The sequence below is a fragment of the Microbacterium sp. OR21 genome, from assembly GCF_047306785.1.
GTDB lineage: Bacteria > Actinomycetota > Actinomycetes > Actinomycetales > Microbacteriaceae > Microbacterium > Microbacterium esteraromaticum_E.
The window spans coordinates 738,796-753,781 of sequence record NZ_JAZEXJ010000002.1 but is presented as its reverse complement, the minus strand read 5'-3'; the positions used below and the strand labels follow the sequence as shown (position 1 = coordinate 753,781).

General features: G+C 70.5%; 16 protein-coding genes. 10 read left to right on the top strand and 6 right to left on the bottom strand.

Going from position 1 to position 14,986, the window contains the following annotated elements:
- Positions 1-81 precede the first annotated feature (81 nt).
- Genes V2S04_RS08135 through V2S04_RS08125 form a run of 3 tightly spaced genes read right to left on the bottom strand, consistent with a single transcriptional unit; the run spans position 82 to position 3,727 of the window.
- Positions 82-1,086, bottom strand: a complete 1,005-nt coding sequence (locus V2S04_RS08135; protein ID WP_413638010.1) for a LacI family DNA-binding transcriptional regulator — start codon at positions 1,084-1,086, stop codon at positions 82-84.
- A gap of 30 nt (positions 1,087-1,116) precedes the next feature.
- Positions 1,117-2,778, bottom strand: coding sequence for an alpha-amylase family glycosyl hydrolase (locus tag V2S04_RS08130; RefSeq protein ID WP_413638009.1), 1,662 nt, complete (start codon positions 2,776-2,778; stop codon positions 1,117-1,119).
- 22 nt (positions 2,779-2,800) lie between these two features.
- Entirely contained in the window at positions 2,801-3,727 is a 927-nt protein-coding gene (locus V2S04_RS08125) for a 2-hydroxyacid dehydrogenase (RefSeq protein ID WP_413638008.1), read from the bottom strand.
- Positions 3,728-3,841: 114 nt separating this feature from the next.
- Here V2S04_RS08125 and V2S04_RS08120 point away from each other — a divergent pair, with 114 nt between their 5' ends.
- The 6 genes from V2S04_RS08120 to V2S04_RS08095 all read left to right on the top strand — a co-directional run bounded on the left by V2S04_RS08120 (position 3,842) and on the right by V2S04_RS08095 (position 9,321).
- The gene (locus V2S04_RS08120; protein WP_413638007.1) at positions 3,842-4,870 is read left to right on the top strand and encodes an iron-siderophore ABC transporter substrate-binding protein; all 1,029 of its coding nucleotides are present in this window, start codon (positions 3,842-3,844) and stop codon (positions 4,868-4,870) included.
- A 28-nt stretch (positions 4,871-4,898) separates the two neighbouring features.
- Entirely contained in the window at positions 4,899-5,948 is a 1,050-nt protein-coding gene (locus V2S04_RS08115) for a FecCD family ABC transporter permease (protein ID WP_413638006.1), read from the top strand.
- 47 nt (positions 5,949-5,995) lie between these two features.
- On the top strand, positions 5,996-7,066 hold the full coding sequence (locus tag V2S04_RS08110) for a FecCD family ABC transporter permease (RefSeq protein ID WP_413638124.1): 1,071 nt from the start codon (positions 5,996-5,998) through the stop codon (positions 7,064-7,066).
- Positions 7,063-7,863, top strand: a complete 801-nt coding sequence (locus tag V2S04_RS08105; protein ID WP_413638005.1) for an ABC transporter ATP-binding protein — start codon at positions 7,063-7,065, stop codon at positions 7,861-7,863. Before V2S04_RS08110 ends, V2S04_RS08105 begins: the two co-directional genes overlap by 4 nt.
- Entirely contained in the window at positions 7,853-8,806 is a 954-nt protein-coding gene (locus V2S04_RS08100) for a siderophore-interacting protein (RefSeq protein WP_413638004.1), read from the top strand. Before V2S04_RS08105 ends, V2S04_RS08100 begins: the two co-directional genes overlap by 11 nt.
- Before the next feature lie 65 nt (positions 8,807-8,871).
- Positions 8,872-9,321 (top strand): DUF1761 domain-containing protein, encoded by a 450-nt coding sequence (locus V2S04_RS08095; protein ID WP_413638002.1) that lies wholly within the window; start codon positions 8,872-8,874, stop codon positions 9,319-9,321.
- Between the two features lie 42 nt (positions 9,322-9,363).
- Here V2S04_RS08095 and purQ read toward each other — a convergent pair whose 3' ends face one another.
- Together purQ and purS are read right to left on the bottom strand one after the other, a co-directional pair.
- Positions 9,364-10,071 (bottom strand): phosphoribosylformylglycinamidine synthase subunit PurQ, encoded by a 708-nt coding sequence (purQ, locus tag V2S04_RS08090; RefSeq protein ID WP_099196546.1) that lies wholly within the window; start codon positions 10,069-10,071, stop codon positions 9,364-9,366.
- Positions 10,068-10,316 carry a phosphoribosylformylglycinamidine synthase subunit PurS gene (purS, locus tag V2S04_RS08085; RefSeq protein WP_099196545.1) on the bottom strand — a complete coding sequence of 83 codons (249 nt, stop codon included), beginning with the start codon at positions 10,314-10,316 and terminating at the stop codon, positions 10,068-10,070. Before purS ends, purQ begins: the two co-directional genes overlap by 4 nt.
- A gap of 129 nt (positions 10,317-10,445) precedes the next feature.
- Between purS and V2S04_RS08080 the strand changes: the two genes are divergently transcribed.
- Positions 10,446-10,922 (top strand): substrate-binding periplasmic protein, encoded by a 477-nt coding sequence (locus tag V2S04_RS08080; RefSeq protein ID WP_413638001.1) that lies wholly within the window; start codon positions 10,446-10,448, stop codon positions 10,920-10,922.
- Complete coding sequence (locus V2S04_RS08075) at positions 10,919-11,914, top strand: cation diffusion facilitator family transporter (RefSeq protein ID WP_413638000.1); 996 nt, start codon at positions 10,919-10,921, stop codon at positions 11,912-11,914. The genes V2S04_RS08080 and V2S04_RS08075 overlap by 4 nt, the downstream gene beginning before the upstream one ends.
- Before the next feature lie 10 nt (positions 11,915-11,924).
- Here V2S04_RS08075 and V2S04_RS08070 read toward each other — a convergent pair whose 3' ends face one another.
- Positions 11,925-12,443, bottom strand: a complete 519-nt coding sequence (locus tag V2S04_RS08070) for an adenine phosphoribosyltransferase (RefSeq protein WP_413637999.1) — start codon at positions 12,441-12,443, stop codon at positions 11,925-11,927.
- Between the two features lie 76 nt (positions 12,444-12,519).
- Here V2S04_RS08070 and V2S04_RS08065 point away from each other — a divergent pair, with 76 nt between their 5' ends.
- Positions 12,520-13,938 carry a GH1 family beta-glucosidase gene (locus tag V2S04_RS08065; RefSeq protein WP_413637998.1) on the top strand — a complete coding sequence of 473 codons (1,419 nt, stop codon included), beginning with the start codon at positions 12,520-12,522 and terminating at the stop codon, positions 13,936-13,938.
- 40 nt (positions 13,939-13,978) lie between these two features.
- Entirely contained in the window at positions 13,979-14,977 is a 999-nt protein-coding gene (locus V2S04_RS08060; protein WP_413637997.1) for a LacI family DNA-binding transcriptional regulator, read from the top strand.
- Positions 14,978-14,986: the final 9 nt, after the last annotated feature.

Here is a 14,986-nt window from a genome sequence, read left to right as displayed (position 1 = left end):
AGCGGCGCGGGATCGAGACAACGCCGAGCGGAATCGGCCAGACCGGGGTCTGGTTCTGCTCCCGCCTGATGCGGGTGGACGCTAGACGGGCGCGGTCGTGCTGCGCACGATGAGCTCGTAGGGCAAGTCGGCCACGGCCGTGGCATCCGAAGCGCCCTCGAGCTGCGCGAGAATCGCCGACGCCGCCCGCTCGCCCTGCGCGATCGGGAACTGATCGACCGTCGTCAGCCGGAAGAACTCACCGAGTTCGTGGCCGTCGATGCCGATGATCGAGAGGTCCTGCGGCACGCGGATGCCCAGATCGCGGGCGGCGAGCAGCGCGCCGATGGCCATCTCGTCCGAAGCGGCGAAGATCGCAGACGGCCGGGGACCGGCGCCGCCGAGCAGCCGCCCGGCCGCACGGTATCCACCGTCGACGGTGAAGTCCGCCGGCTCGAAGAACGCGGGATCCGGAGTGATGCCCGCCTCGGCGAGCGCCTGCTCGAAACCCGACCGGCGGCGCGACGGCACCCGGAAGTCCGCCTCGAACTCGGCGGCGGCGCCGATGTGCGCAATGTCGCGGTGCCCCAGGCCGATCAGATGCTCGGTGGCCAGGCGGGCGAGCGCGGTCTGATCGAGGGAGAGTGTGCGCAGGCCCGGGGTCGGGCCGCCGATGCCGATCACCGGCAGGCCCAGACCCCGCAGCTGCGAGGTCTCGTGCTCGTCGAGCTCGATGGCGACGGCGATCACGGCATCCACTCGCTGGCGCCGCAGGAAGGTCGAGAAGACCTCCCGGCGTACGGCGGCATCGGCCGTGATGTTGTACAGCGTGGCGTCGTAGCCGGCGCGCATCAGCGCGCTGGTCGCGCCGGAGAGCACCGTGCTGAAGAACCAGCGGTCGAGGAAGGGCACGATGACCCCGACATTCTGCGTGCGTCCGGATGCCAGGCTCGACGCCCGCGACGACACCACGTACCCGAGGGAGTCGGCCGCGGATCTCACACGCTCCCGGGCGCGCTCCGACACGTGTCCGCGCCCGCTGAGCGCACGCGATACGGTCGCCGTCGACACTCCGGCGTGCCTTGCGACCTCGTCGATGCTCACCACGACGTCAGCCTATCCCGGCCGTCGACCCGATCAGGCGCGGGTGAACCAGGCGGCCGTGTTCGGCGGCAGTGCGGTGCCGGTGAACGGCTCGCTCTGCACCACGAAGGTGACGTCGTCGCCGAGCTCGATCGGCTCGTCGCCGAGGTTCGCGACCACGTGCAGCTCGCCCCGGTGGAAGGCCACGGCCGAGTCGGCCACGTCGTCCCACACGAGCGATCCGCTGCCCAGGCCGCGCGCGGCGCGCTCGTTGAGCAGCCTCTTGTAGAGGTTCAGCGTCGAATCCGGCTCGCGCTCCTCGGCATCGCGCGCGAAGCTCGCCCACTCCGCCGGCTGCGGCAGCCACGAGGCGCCGGTGTCGTTGAATCCGAACGCGGGGCCCTCGGCCGTCCACGGCAGCGGAACGCGGCAGCCGTCGCGACCGTAGCGCTCGCCGTTCGTGCGGAACCACGTCGGGTCCTGTCGGAACTCGTCGGGGATCTCCATCGCCTCGGGAAGGCCGAGCTCCTCGCCCTGGTAGACGTACGCCGAGCCGGGCAGCGAGAGCATCACGGTGGTCGCGGCGCGGCCGCGCGACAGACCGACGGCCGGGTCGGGCTTGCCCTGCGAGTTCGGGCCGATGCCGTCGCCCTGCGGGCTGTCGGCGGTCAGCGCGAGACGCGAGGCGTGCCGGATCACGTCGTGGTTCGACAGCACCCAGGTGCTGGGTGCGCCCACCGCTCCGAACGCGTCGAGCGATTCGCGGATGACGAGGCGCAGCTCCTGGGCATCCCACGGCGTCATCAGGTAGGGGAAGTTGAAGGTCTGGTGCATCTCATCGGGACGCACCCAGAGTGCGGTCTTCTTCAGCGTCGGCAGCCAGGCCTCGCCGCACAGCGCGCGGTCGCCGTCGTACTCGGCGAGCACGTTGTGCCAGTCGCGGTAGATGTCGTGCACCTCGTCCTGACCCCAGTACGGCACGTTCTCCTCGCCGCCGCCCATCGAGTCGGCGTCGGCGACGGGGGCGTAGTCGGGCAGCCCCGCCTCCTTCATCATCCCGTGCGCCACATCGACGCGGAATCCGTCGACGCCGCGGTCGAGCCAGAAGCGCAGGATGCTGCGGAACTCCTCGCGCACCTCTTCGTTCGTCCAGTCGAAGTCAGGCTGGGTGGCGTCGAAGATGTGCAGGTACCACTGGCCGGGAGTGCCGTCGGGCTCGGTCACGCGCTCCCACATGCCGCCGCCGAACACGCTCTGCCAGTTGTTCGGGGGCAGCTCGCCGTTCTCGCCCCGGCCGTCGCGGAACACGTAGCGGGCGCGCTCGGGGCTGCCAGGGCCCGCCTTCAGCGCCTCCTGGAACCAGACGTGCTGGTCGGAGGAGTGGTTCGGCACGAGATCGACGATGACCCGGATACCGCGGGAGTGCGCCGCGTTCAGCATGACGTCGAAGTCGTCGAGCGTGCCGAACAGCGGATCGACGTCGCGGTAGTCGGCGACGTCGTAGCCGGCGTCGCGCTGCGGGCTCGTCATGAACGGGCTCAGCCAGATGGCGTCGATGCCGAGGTTCTTCAGATCATCCAGCCGGCTGGTGATGCCCGGCAGGTCGCCGATCCCGTCGCCAGAGGCGTCGGAGAAGGACCGGGGGTAGATCTGGTAGATGACGGCGGTGCGCCACCACTCGGAACCGGGTGCTGCCATCTGCTCTCGCTGTGCCATGCCCCTACCCTAATGCAAGCGCTTACAGGACGATGTTCACCGGCGGCTCGCCCGCCAGCATCCGGTCTATCTGGCGTCGGATCAGTCGCGCGATCCGCGGATTCATGGCCGTCGATGCGCCGCCGCCATGTGGCGTGATGAGCAGGTTGGGGGCGGTCCAGAGCGGATGCCCGGCGGGCAGGGGCTCCTCTTCGAAGACATCGGATGCCGCCCGGATCATGTTCGCGTTCAGGGCGGCGACCAGCGCATCGGTGTCGACCAGCGGCCCGCGGCCGACATTCACCAGCAGGGCGCCGGGCGCCATGCGGGCGATCCGCTCGGCGTTGAACAGATGGTGCGTCTCGTCGCTGGCCGGCAGGCTCAGGGCCACGATCTCGGCCTGTGGCAGCAGGGCGTCGAGTTCGTCCATGCCGTGCACCCTCACCTCGCCCACGCCGTCGACCTGCTCGGCGCGGGCGGTGCGGGCCACTGCGGTCAGGTCGACCTCGAAGGGCGCCAGACGCCGGGCGATGGCCTTGCCCACCCCGCCGAAGCCGACCAGCAGCACCCGCCGGTCGGCGAGGCTCTCGGCGAAGACCGGTGACCATTCACCCCGCTCCTGCGCGCGCACGAATCGGGGCAGCTGTCGCTGCGCGGCGATCATCATGCCGACTGCGAGCTCGGCGGTCGAGGCCTCATGCACGCTCGCGGCGTTCGCGAACGGGATGCCCTCCGGCAGTGAGTCGGCCACGCCGTCGTAGCCGATCGACTGGCCCTGCACGAGGCCGACGTCGAGGCCCTCGAGCGCGCTGAGCACGCTGCTGCCGCCCATGTACGGCGGTACGACGATGTCGATGCGCTCAGCTGGGGCGGGGGAACGCAGATCCCAGACCTCCAGCTTCACACCGTCGGGCAGATTGCCGAGGCCCGCGGCGAGACGGTCGGTGGGCACGGTGACGAGAAGGCTCACGCTTCGACCCTACCGGCGTGCATCCTCCGAGGTTCGCGTGCTACCTTAGGCAAGCCTTACCAAAGTGCGCACCGGATCTCGGTGTGACGCTGCCACCCACCCGAAGGAACGCCCGTGCGATCTTCCCGTCTCCTCGCCCTCGCAGCCGCCGCAGCCCTCGCCGTCGGTCTCGCGGGCTGCGCCTCCGCAGCCGATGACAGCTCCGACGACTCGAGCGCCTCCGCCGGGTCGTCGGGCGAGTCGTTCCCCGTCACCATCGAGCACGCCTACGGCGAGACCGTGATCGACGCCAAGCCCGAGCGGGTCGCGACCGTCGCCTGGGCGAACCACGAGGTGCCACTGGCGCTCGGCATCGTCCCGGTCGGCATGAGCAAGGCCACCTGGGGAGACGACGACAACGACGGCATCCTGCCCTGGGTCGAGGAGAAGCTCGACGAGCTCGGCGGCGAGCCGCCGGTGCTGTTCGACGAGACCGACGGCATCGACTACGAGGCCGTCGCCGACACCGCCCCCGACGTGATCCTCGCCGCGTACTCCGGGCTCACCCAGGAGGAATACGACACCCTGTCGAAGATCGCTCCCGTCGTCGCATACCACGACGTCGCATGGGGCACCTCGGTCAAGGACATGATCGAGATGAACTCCGAGGCGCTCGGCCTCGAGAAGGAGGGCGACGCCCTCATCGAGCAGCTCGACGCCGACGCGGAGGCCGCGCTCGCCGAACATCCGGCGCTCAAGGACGCGAAGGTGCTGTTCGGCTACTTCGACATGAGCGACCTGTCGAAGATCGGCTACTACACCGCCGCCGACACCCGCCCCGGCTACCTGCACGAGCTCGGCCTGCCGCTGCCGCAGATCGTCGAGGACAGCGCGGACAGCGACCAGTTCTACCTCGAGGTGTCGGCAGAGGAGGCGCAGCGGTTCGACGACGTCGACCTGTTCGTCACCTACGGCGACGACTCCACCGTGACAACCCTGCAAGCCGATCCGCTGCTGTCGAAGATCCCCGCGATCGCCGAGGGGCGCATTGCGATCCTGCCCGACGCGACGCCGATCGCCGCATCCGCCAACCCGTCGCCGCTGTCGATCCCGTGGGGCCTGAACGACTACTTCGACATCCTCGCCGCGCCGCTGGCGAAGTAAGTCCCTTCCGTTTGCGGAGACCCCGTTCGTGACCTCCACCACCACCGCCGCACCAGCACCGGCCGCCGCGCACCTGCGCCGGCCGGTGCTGGTGCGCGCGTCGTGGCTGATGGCGGGCGTCGCGGCGCTGGTCGTGCTCAGCATCCTGTCGATCTCGTTCGGCGTGCGGGCGGTGACGATCGACGATCTGCTCGCCGCGCTGTCGGGGCAGAACGAGACGATCGAGCAGGCCGCGATCATCAAGCGGATGCCGCGCACCGCGCTGGCCCTGCTGATCGGTGCCGCGCTCGCCATGGCGGGCGCGGCCATGCAGGCCGTCACCCGCAACCCGATCGCCGAACCCGGCATCCTCGGCGTCTCCAACGGCGCCTCCCTCGCCGTGGTCGTCGGCATCGCCTCGTTCGGGCTGAGCGACCCGTTCGGGCAGATGGCCTTCGCGATCTCGGGCGCCGCGGGCGCGGCGGTCTTCGTGTACGCGGTCGGCTCGCTGGGCCGTGGCGGTGCCACCCCGCTCAAGCTCGCCCTCGCGGGTGCGGCGACCTCGGCCGCCTTCGCCTCGCTGATCAGTGCGATCATGCTGCCGCGAGTCGATCTGCTGCAGACGTTCCAGTCGTGGCAGGTGGGCGGCGTCGGCGGTGCGGAATGGCCGCGCATCGCGGTCACCGCGCCCGTGCTGGCGCTCGGCGCCCTCATCTGCCTGCTGAGCGCACGGGGGATGAACTCGCTCGCGCTCGGTGACGACATGGCCAGGGGCCTGGGCGAGAACGTCGCCCGCACGCGGATGCTCGCAGCGCTCGGCGCCGTGATCCTCGCCGGCGCCGCCACCGCGATCGCCGGCCCTATCGGCTTCGTCGGTCTGGTCGTGCCGCACGTGTGCCGGATGCTGATCGGCACCGACCATCGCTGGCTGATGCCGTTCTCGGCGATGGCGGGAGCGGTGCTGCTGACCGCGAGCGACGTCATCGGCCGCGTCATCGCCCCGTCCGGGGAGGAGATCCAGGTCGGCATCATCACGGCGATCGTCGGGGCGCCCTTCTTCATCTGGATCGTGCGCAGGCAGAAGGTGCGCGAGCTGTGAGCACACGCGAGCGCACGGCAGGCGCACATGCCCCGATCGAGACCAGCATCCCGACCGCGCACACGCTCGAGCGGCCGGCCGACACCGGCGCGCAGCGCGTCGTGCGCATCATCGCCGGCCGCCGCGCGCGCCACCGTCGCCACGCCGTCGCCACGATCCTGCTGGGCGCTCTGGTGTGCGTGCTCTTCGCTGTCGCGCTCATGGTCGGCGACCGGTTCTACACTCCCGATCAGATCGTGCGGGTCGTGCTCGGCGAATCGGTGCCGGGGGCCTCGTTCACGGTGGGCGAGCTGCGGCTGCCCCGGGCCGTGCTGGCGGTGCTGACCGGGCTCGGCTTCGGGACGGCTGGCGTGACGTTCCAGACGCTGCTGCGCAATCCGCTCGCCTCGCCCGACATCATCGGCATCTCGCACGGCGCCGGTGCCGCAGCGGTGATCGGCATCATCGTGCTCTCACTCGACGGCCCGGCGGTGTCGCTGCTCGCACTCGGCGGCGCGCTCGCCACGGCCGCGTCGATTTACGCCCTCTCGATCAGAGGCGGCTTCGCGGGCACCCGGCTGATCCTCATCGGCATCGGGGTCGCCGCGGTGCTGCAGAGCGTGATCTCGTACCTTCTCTCGCGCGCGGCGAGCTGGGACATCCAGACCGCCATGCAGTGGCTCAGCGGCAGCCTCAACAACGCCTCGTGGGAGCGCGTGCTGCCGATGGCGATCGCCGCCGCGATCGTGATGCCGTTGATGCTGTCGCAGGGGCGCTCGCTCGGTGCCATGCAGCTGGGCGACGACTCCGCCGCCGGCCTCGGGGTGCGCGTCAACGCGACGCGCATGCTGTTCATCCTCGGGGCGGTCGCGCTGCTCGCCTTCGCCACCGCCGCCGCCGGACCCATCGCCTTCGCCGCGTTCATGGCGGGGCCGATCGCCGCGCGCATCACCGGCCCTGGCGCGAACCTGCTGCTGCCCAGCGCCTTCGTCGGCGCGGCACTCGTGCTCGGCAGCGACCTGCTCGCCCAGTTCGCCCTCGGTGCCCGCTATCCGGTCGGGGTCGTCACCGGCGTGCTCGGCGCGCCCTTCCTCATCTACCTGCTCATCCGCACCAACCGCTCGGGAGGCTCCCTGTGACCGCGGCGCACACTCTCGCGGCCGAATCCGTCACGCTCGCGTACGGCGACCGCACGGTGATCGAGGGGCTCGACCTGTCGATCGCGCCCGGCCGCATCACCTCGATCGTCGGGGCGAACGGATGCGGCAAATCGACCCTGCTTCGGGCGCTGGCGCGCCTGCTCAGCCCCGCCGGCGGTCGGATCGTTCTCGACGGCACCTCGGTGCACGCGCGCCCGTCGAAGGAGGTCGCGCGCGTTCTCGGGCTGCTGCCGCAGTCGCCCGTCGCGCCTGAGGGGATCGCGGTGGCCGACCTCGTGGGGCGGGGGCGACACCCGCATCAGCGGATGCTCGCGCGCTGGAGCGCTCAGGACTACGCGGTCGTCGCCGATGCGCTCGATGCGACCGGCATCAGCGATCTCGCCGATCGCAGCGTGGACGAGCTGTCGGGCGGTCAGCGCCAGCGGGTGTGGATCGCGATGGCGCTCGCGCAGCAGACCGACATCCTGCTGCTCGACGAGCCGACCACGTTCCTCGACGTCGCCCACCAGGTCGAGGTGCTCGATCTGCTCACCGACCTGAGCGCCTCGCGCGGCACCACCATCGTGATGGTGCTGCACGACCTCAACCTCGCCGCCCGGTACAGCGACGAGCTGGTGGCCATGAAGGACGGCCGGGTGCACGCCGTCGGCGCCCCGGAAGAGATCGTCACCGCAGAACTCGTCCAGGAGGTCTTCGGCCTCGCCAATCAGATCACCGTCGACCCCGTCTCGGGCAAGCCGATGGTCACGCCCATCGGGAGGCATCATGTCCGCTGACACCACGACGAAGACCCGGCCCACCTACCTGCTGGCGCTCGCCGAGGTGCGCGCTGTCGAGCGCGTCTCGCCGAACTTCGTGCGGATCACCCTCGGCGGCGATGACCTCGACGAGCTCGGCACCCCGGGCGACACGTTCGACTCTCGCATCAAGCTGATCTTCCCGCCCCGGCCGGATGCGGTGCCGCCGATCGACCGTGACGGCGACGACTGGTGGGGGTCGTACCTCGCCGTTCCGGAGGGAGAGAGAGGGTCGATGCGCACCTACTCGGTGCGTGAGCTGACCGTGACGAATGAGGGCACCGAGATCGTCATCGACTTCGTGCTGCACCTGAGCCCCGGCCTCACCGGCCCGGCCTCGCAGTGGGCGGCCGACGCATGCGTGGGGCAGCCGATCTTCATCGTCGGCCCCCGCCGCGGGGTGTCGGCCCGCGAGCACGGCGGCGCGGAGTTCGCACCCGGCGAAGCGCGCTCGGTGCTGCTCGCCGGTGACGAGACGGCGGCACCGGCGATCGCGCGCATCCTCGAAGACGCTCCGCGCGACCTGCGGGGCACCGCGTTCATCGAGGTGCCCGAGCCGGCCGACGTGCTCGAGATCGCAGCACCCGCGGGCGTGGAGATCACCTGGCTGCCCCGCGCCGACGGCGACGCGCACGGATCGGCGCTCATCCCGGCGGTGCTCAGCCATCTCGGCGACGCGCACACGCACGTCGACGTGCGCGATGTCGACACCGAGGACCTTCTCTGGGAGACGCCGGCGTACTCCAGCCTCGGCGAGCAGATCGCCGCGACGCACGCTCCCGCCGACCGGTATTTCTGGATCGCCGGCGAGAGCGGAGTGGTGACCACGCTGCGCCGTCACCTCGTCAAGGACATCGGGGTCGACCGCGCACAGGTGGCGTTCATGGGGTACTGGCGCCACGGCGTCGCCATGCGCGGCTGAACTCGCCTCGCCTCGCCGGGTCGCGGGCCGGGAGTATCCTGACCGCAACCGAGCGAGGAGGCGTCATGGTTCCCGAGATCAACTACTGGGCGGTGGTGGTCGCTACCGCATCGAGCATGCTGATCGGAGCGGTCTGGTACGCGAGGGGAGTGATGGGCGAGCGCTGGGCTCGCCTCGCGGGCGTCGACCTCGAGCATCCGTCCCGACGGCCCCTGTGGCCGATGATCACGACGGTGCTGATGAGCTTCGTGACCGCCTGGGTGCTCGCGGGTGCGGCGACGATCGCCTGGCACTTCTACGAGGGCTCGTACCTATGGGCATCCGTCGTCACGTCGGTGACGCTGTGGGCCGGCTTCACCGCCGCCCGCTTCATCACGCACGATGCGTTCGAAGGGCGCTCGACCCGGCTCACCACGCTCAACATCGGGCACGAGCTGCTCACCGTCGTCGTGATGGCGCTGATCATCGGGGCGTGGCCGCCCGAAGCCCTCTGGCAGTCGGCGCAAGCGCTCTGACCTGCAACCCGCTGACCCGCGCGAGCCCGCGGGAGGTCCGCCCTACGCGGCGACGCGTGCGACGGCGGCGACGGCGCTCTCGAAGAAGCCGAGTCCGTCGACGCCGGAGCGCATCGCGGCGCGGGTGTCGGGGCCGAAGCCGGCCTCGGTCGCGTGCTCGGGGTGCGGCATGAGGCCGACCACGTTGCCGCGCTCGTTCGTGATTCCCGCGATGTCGCGCAGCGACCCGTTCGGGTTGACACCGGCATAGCGGAACGCGACGCGTCCCTCGCCCTCGAGCCGGTCGAGGGTGTCATCGGCGGCGATGTAGCCGCCCTCGCCGTTCTTCAGCGGGATGACGATCTCCTGGCCCGCCGTGAAGGCGCTGGTCCACGCGGTGTCGGCGTTCTCGACGATCAGGCGCTGGTCGCGGCGCACGAAGTGCTGGTGGTCGTTGCGGATCAGGCCGCCGGGCAGCAGGTGCGCCTCGACGAGCATCTGGAAGCCGTTGCAGATGCCCAGCACGGGCATCCCCTTCGCCGCGGCGTCCTTCACCTCGGCCATGATCGGCGAGAGTGCCGCGATCGCACCCGAGCGGAGGTAGTCGCCATAGCTGAACCCGCCGGGCAGCACCAGCGCGTCCACGCCCTCCAGATCGTGCGAGCCGTGCCACAGGGCGACGGGCTCGGCGCCCGCGATGCGCACCGCGCGCTGGGCATCGCGGTCGTCGAGCGAGCCCGGGAAGGTGATGACGCCGATGCGCACGCTCACGGCGCGACCTCGACTCCCACGACATCCTCGATGACGGAGTTCGACAGCACGTCCTCTGCCAGGCGCCGCGCCTCGGCGAGCACGTCGTCGGTCACCTCGCCGTCGACGGTGAGCTCGAAGCGCTTACCGATGCGGACCTGGCTGAAGCTCTCGACGCCCAGGCGGGCGAAGGCGCCTGAGACGGCCTTCCCCTGCGGGTCGAGCAGTTCGGCCTTGGGCATGACGTCGACGACGATGGTGGGCATACCCCCGATTCTAGGCGATGCGGCCGCACTCCATGCCGCGTGAGTCGGGGCGAGAAAGCGCGGCCTGAACGTTGTCAAGGGTGCGCCTGAAAGTGGTCGCCGCCCAGGCGCCTCGCTATGGTCGGCGCTATGAGAAGACGACGGATTACGGGTGCGGCAGCGCTTGTGCTGCTCGTCGCGCTGACGGGCTGCGGGCTGCGGATCCCCGCTGATCCGCACGGCAGCATCGAGCGGATCGAGGGCGGCACCCTGCGCGCGGGCGCCACCGAGCAGCCGCCCTGGGTCGACGTGCACGACGACGGGGAGCCGACCGGCTCCGAGCCCGAGCTGGTTCAGGAGTTCGCCGAGCAGCTCGACGCCACGGTGGAGTGGACGACGGGCAGCGAGGCCGATCTGCTCACGGCGCTCGAGCGCGGCGAGCTCGATGTGGTCGTCGGCGGTTTCCTCGACGACACGCCGTGGACCGATCGCGGCGCGGTGACGCGGCCGTACGCCGAGCGCAGCACGGAGCACGGCACGCAGAAGCACGTGATGATCGTGCGGATGGGCGAGAACGCCCTGCTCACCGAGCTCGAGACGTTCCTGCACGAGGAGGTCGGATCATGACCACCCGGTTCGGGCGCGCCGAGCTGCCCCCGCGGCAGGAGCAGGCGCTGCGCAAGGCGATCCGCTTCGAGTGGTACACGCTGATCTTCCTCGCCGTGGCCATCACGATGGTCTATCTGGTGATGGGCAGCTCACAGGCGATGAAAGCTGCCTGGATCGAGGATCTGCTCTCGCTCGCCCCGCCGATCGCCTTCCTCATCGCGGTGCGCATCGTCAACCGGCCGCCCAGCGGACGCTATCCGTACGGCTTCCACCGCGCGGTCGGCGTGGCGCACCTCGTGGCTGCGGTGGCGCTGATGGCCATGGGCGCGTTCCTCATCATCGACTCGCTCACCGGTCTGATCGGGGGCGAGCATCCGCCCATCGGCACGGTCGTGCTGTTCGGGCAGCCGATCTGGCTGGGCTGGCTGATGGTCATCGTGATGGCGCTCACCATACCGCTTCCGATCTACTTCGGCCGGGTGAAGATGCGCCTCGCGAAAGAGCTGCACGACAAGGTGCTCTACGCCGATGCCGACATGAACAAGGCCGACTGGCAGACTGCCGTCGGATCCATCGTCGGCGTGCTCGGCATCGGCATCGGATGGTGGTGGACGGATGCCGTGGCGGCGCTGCTCATCGCGGGCAGCATCCTCTGGGACGGCATCCGCAACATGCGGGCGGCGATCACCGACCTGATGGACACCGCCGCGACGACGTTCGACGACGGGCGGGTGCATCCCCTGACCGGCGAGATCGACGAGCTGCTGCGCCGACTGCCGTGGACCGAGCAGGTCGGATCGCGGGTGCGCGACCAGGGCCACGTGCTGCACGTGGAGTCGTTCGTCGTGCCGCACCGGGGACGCACACCGAAGCTGAAGGATCTGATGGAGGCTCGCAATGCCTGCCTCGACCTGGACTGGAAGGTGCAGGACATCGTCATCGTGCCGATCGATCAGCTGCCCGAGGAGGTCGGCGGACGCCGCGCGCACCAATCGGAGCGCAACGAGTGAGAGGCGCCGCTCAGGCGGAGCGGAAGACGGTGTGCAGGTCGCCGATGACGTCGCGACCGCCGAGACCCTCGATCTCGAACAGCACGCTGATGCCCGCGACAACGTAGCCGAGGCTCTCGACGATCTCGCGGCCGGCGGCGAGAGTGCCGCCCGTGGCGAGCACGTCGTCGATGAGCAGGATGCGCGTGCCGGAAGGCAGGTCGTCGTGCATCTCGACTGTGGCCGTGCCGTACTCGAGGGCGTAGTCGACGGCCGCCGCCGGGCGTGGCAGCTTGCCGGCCTTGCGGATCGGGGCGAACCCGACGCCGGCGGCGATCGCGGCGGCGCCGGCGAGGATGAATCCGCGCGCCTCGATGCCCGCGACCACGTCGAAGGATCCGGCGAAGGGGGCGACGAGCGCCTCGGTCGTCGCGCGCAGTGCCCCCGCGTCCGCGAGCAGCGGTGCGATGTCGCGGAACAGGATGCCCGGCTGCGGGTAATCGGCGATCGACGCGATCAGGGACTCGGCGCGGGCCAGTTCGGGATTCACCGGTCAAGGGTACCGAACCGGCTTGCGGGCGACATGGTGGGAGCGCTCCCACGTCAGTCGTGGCATCATTGTCCTCATGACGCGATCCTTTCCCGAGGGCTTCCTCTTCGGCGCCGCCACCGCCGCCTACCAGATCGAGGGAGCGGCCTTCGAAGACGGTCGCACGGCATCCATCTGGGATGCCTTCGCCCGTGTTCCCGGTGCTGTCGTGGGGGCTGAGAACGGCGACGTCGCCTGCGATCACTACCACCGGCACGCCGACGACGTCGCGCTGATGAAGCAGCTCGGGCTGCAGACGTACCGGTTCTCGACCTCGTGGTCGCGCGTGCGCCCCGATGGCGGTCCGGTCAACGCCGCCGGCCTGGACTTCTACAGCCGCCTCGTCGACGAGCTGCTCGAGGCCGACATCGTGCCCTGGCTCACGCTGCACCATTGGGACATGCCGCAGGCGCTCGAAGAGCAGGGCGGCTGGACCAGCCGCGACATCGTCGAGCGGTTCACCGACTACGCGCTCAGCGTGCACGACGCCCTCGGCGACCGCGTGCAGCACTGGACCACCATGAACGAGCCGTGGTGCTCGTCGTTCCTCTCCTACACCGCAGGTGTGCACGCACCGGGCCGCACGAGCATCCGCGACGGACTGCTCGCCTCCCACCACCTGCTGCTCTCGCACGGTCGCGCCGTGCAGGCGCTGCGCGAGCGCGATGCCTCGCTCGACCTCGGCATCACCCTCAACCTCACCGTCGCCGACCCCGCCGACGTCGACGACCCGGTCGACGTCGACGCGGCCCGTCGCGTCGACGGGCAGTTCAACGGCTGGTTCCTCAGCCCGCTCTTCCACGGCGAGTACCCGGCCGACATCGTCCGCGACATCCGCGAGGTGGATCCCGCCGCGATCGCCGAGTGGCAGGCGGCCGTGCAGCCCGGTGACCTCGAGGTGATCTCGACACCGCTCGACGCGCTGGGCGTGAACTACTACCACGGGGAGCTGCTGTCGGGGCATCCGCAGCCCGGCGGCGGCGACCCGCACCAGACCGAGGGGCAGCAGCGCGAGACGCGCTCGCCGTTCCCGTCGAAAGAGGGCATCCACTGGGTCGAGCGCGGCCTGCCGCGCACCGGGATGGGCTGGGAGGTGCAGCCCGAAGGCCTCACCCGCCTGCTCGTGCACGTGGCGAACGACTACTCGGGCGACGTGCCCCTGTACGTCACCGAGAACGGTGCGGCCTACGACGACGAGGTGAGCCCCGACGGCGAGGTCGCCGACGTCGAGCGCACCGAGTTCCTGCGGGCGCACGTCGCGGCCACGCTCGACGCGATCGAGCAGGGCGTCGACGTGCGCGGCTACTTCTACTGGTCGCTGATGGACAACTTCGAGTGGGCGTGGGGCTACGCCAAGCGCTTCGGCATCGTGCGCGTCGACTACGAGACGCAGCAGCGCACCCTCAAGCCGAGCGGCCGGGAGTACGCTCGCATCATCGCCGACCGCGCGATCTGAGTCGCCCCGTCGGCCTGAGACCATCCCGCAAGGACGCCCGATGCCCCGCTCCACGATCGAAGAGGTCGCCGCCCGCGCCGGGGTCTCCCGATCGACCGTGTCGCGCGTCGTGAACGGCTCGACGGCGGTCAGCGCCGAGGCGCTCGCCGCCGTGCAGGCCGCGATCGCCGAGCTCGGGTACGCACCCAACCGCGCCGCCAGGTCGCTGGCCAGCAGGCAGACGCACGCGATCGGGCTGGTGGTGCCAGAGGACACCACGCGCTTCTTCGGTGATCCGTTCCTGGCATCCGTCGTCGCCGGCATCGGCTCGCGCCTGGCGGAGTCGGAGTACATCCTCAACCTGCTCATCGCCAGCGACGATCCCGATGGCAAGATGACGCGTTTCGTGCGCAACGGCGGAGTGGATGCCGCGATCATCGTCTCGCATCATGCGAGCGACTCGTTCGTCGAGCGCATCGCCGAGGCCGTCCCGGTGGTGTTCGGCGGACGACCGGCGACGGTTCGCGACAGCGACATCATCGTCGACGTCGACAACGAGGCCGCCGCGCGCGCCGCGACCGAGCATCTCATCGCCATCGGCCGTCGGCGGATCGCCACCATCACCGGCACCATGTCGATGTCGGTGAGCGTCGACCGCCGCGACGGCTTTCTCGCAGCGCTGGCGGATGCCGGTCTGCAGTCCTTCGGAGAGGTCGACGGCGACTTCAGCGAGCAGGGCGGCGCAGAGGCCGCGCGCAGGCTGCTGCAGCGCGACGAGCGCCCCGACGCGATCTTCGTGGCGAGCGATCTGATGGCCCGCGGGGCCATCGGCGTGCTGGGGTCGGCGGCACTCCGGGTGCCCGAAGACGTCGCGATCATCGGCTTCGACGACTCGCCGCTCGCCGCGGCGTCCGACCTCACCAGCGTCCGCCAGCCCATGTTCACGCAGGGGGAGATGCTCGGCGGCATGGTGATCGACCTGCTGGCCGGGCGACGGCCGGACGCGCTGACGATACTGCCGACCGAGCTGATCGTGCGTGGGTCGGCGCCCGCGGTCTGACCGGTCCGC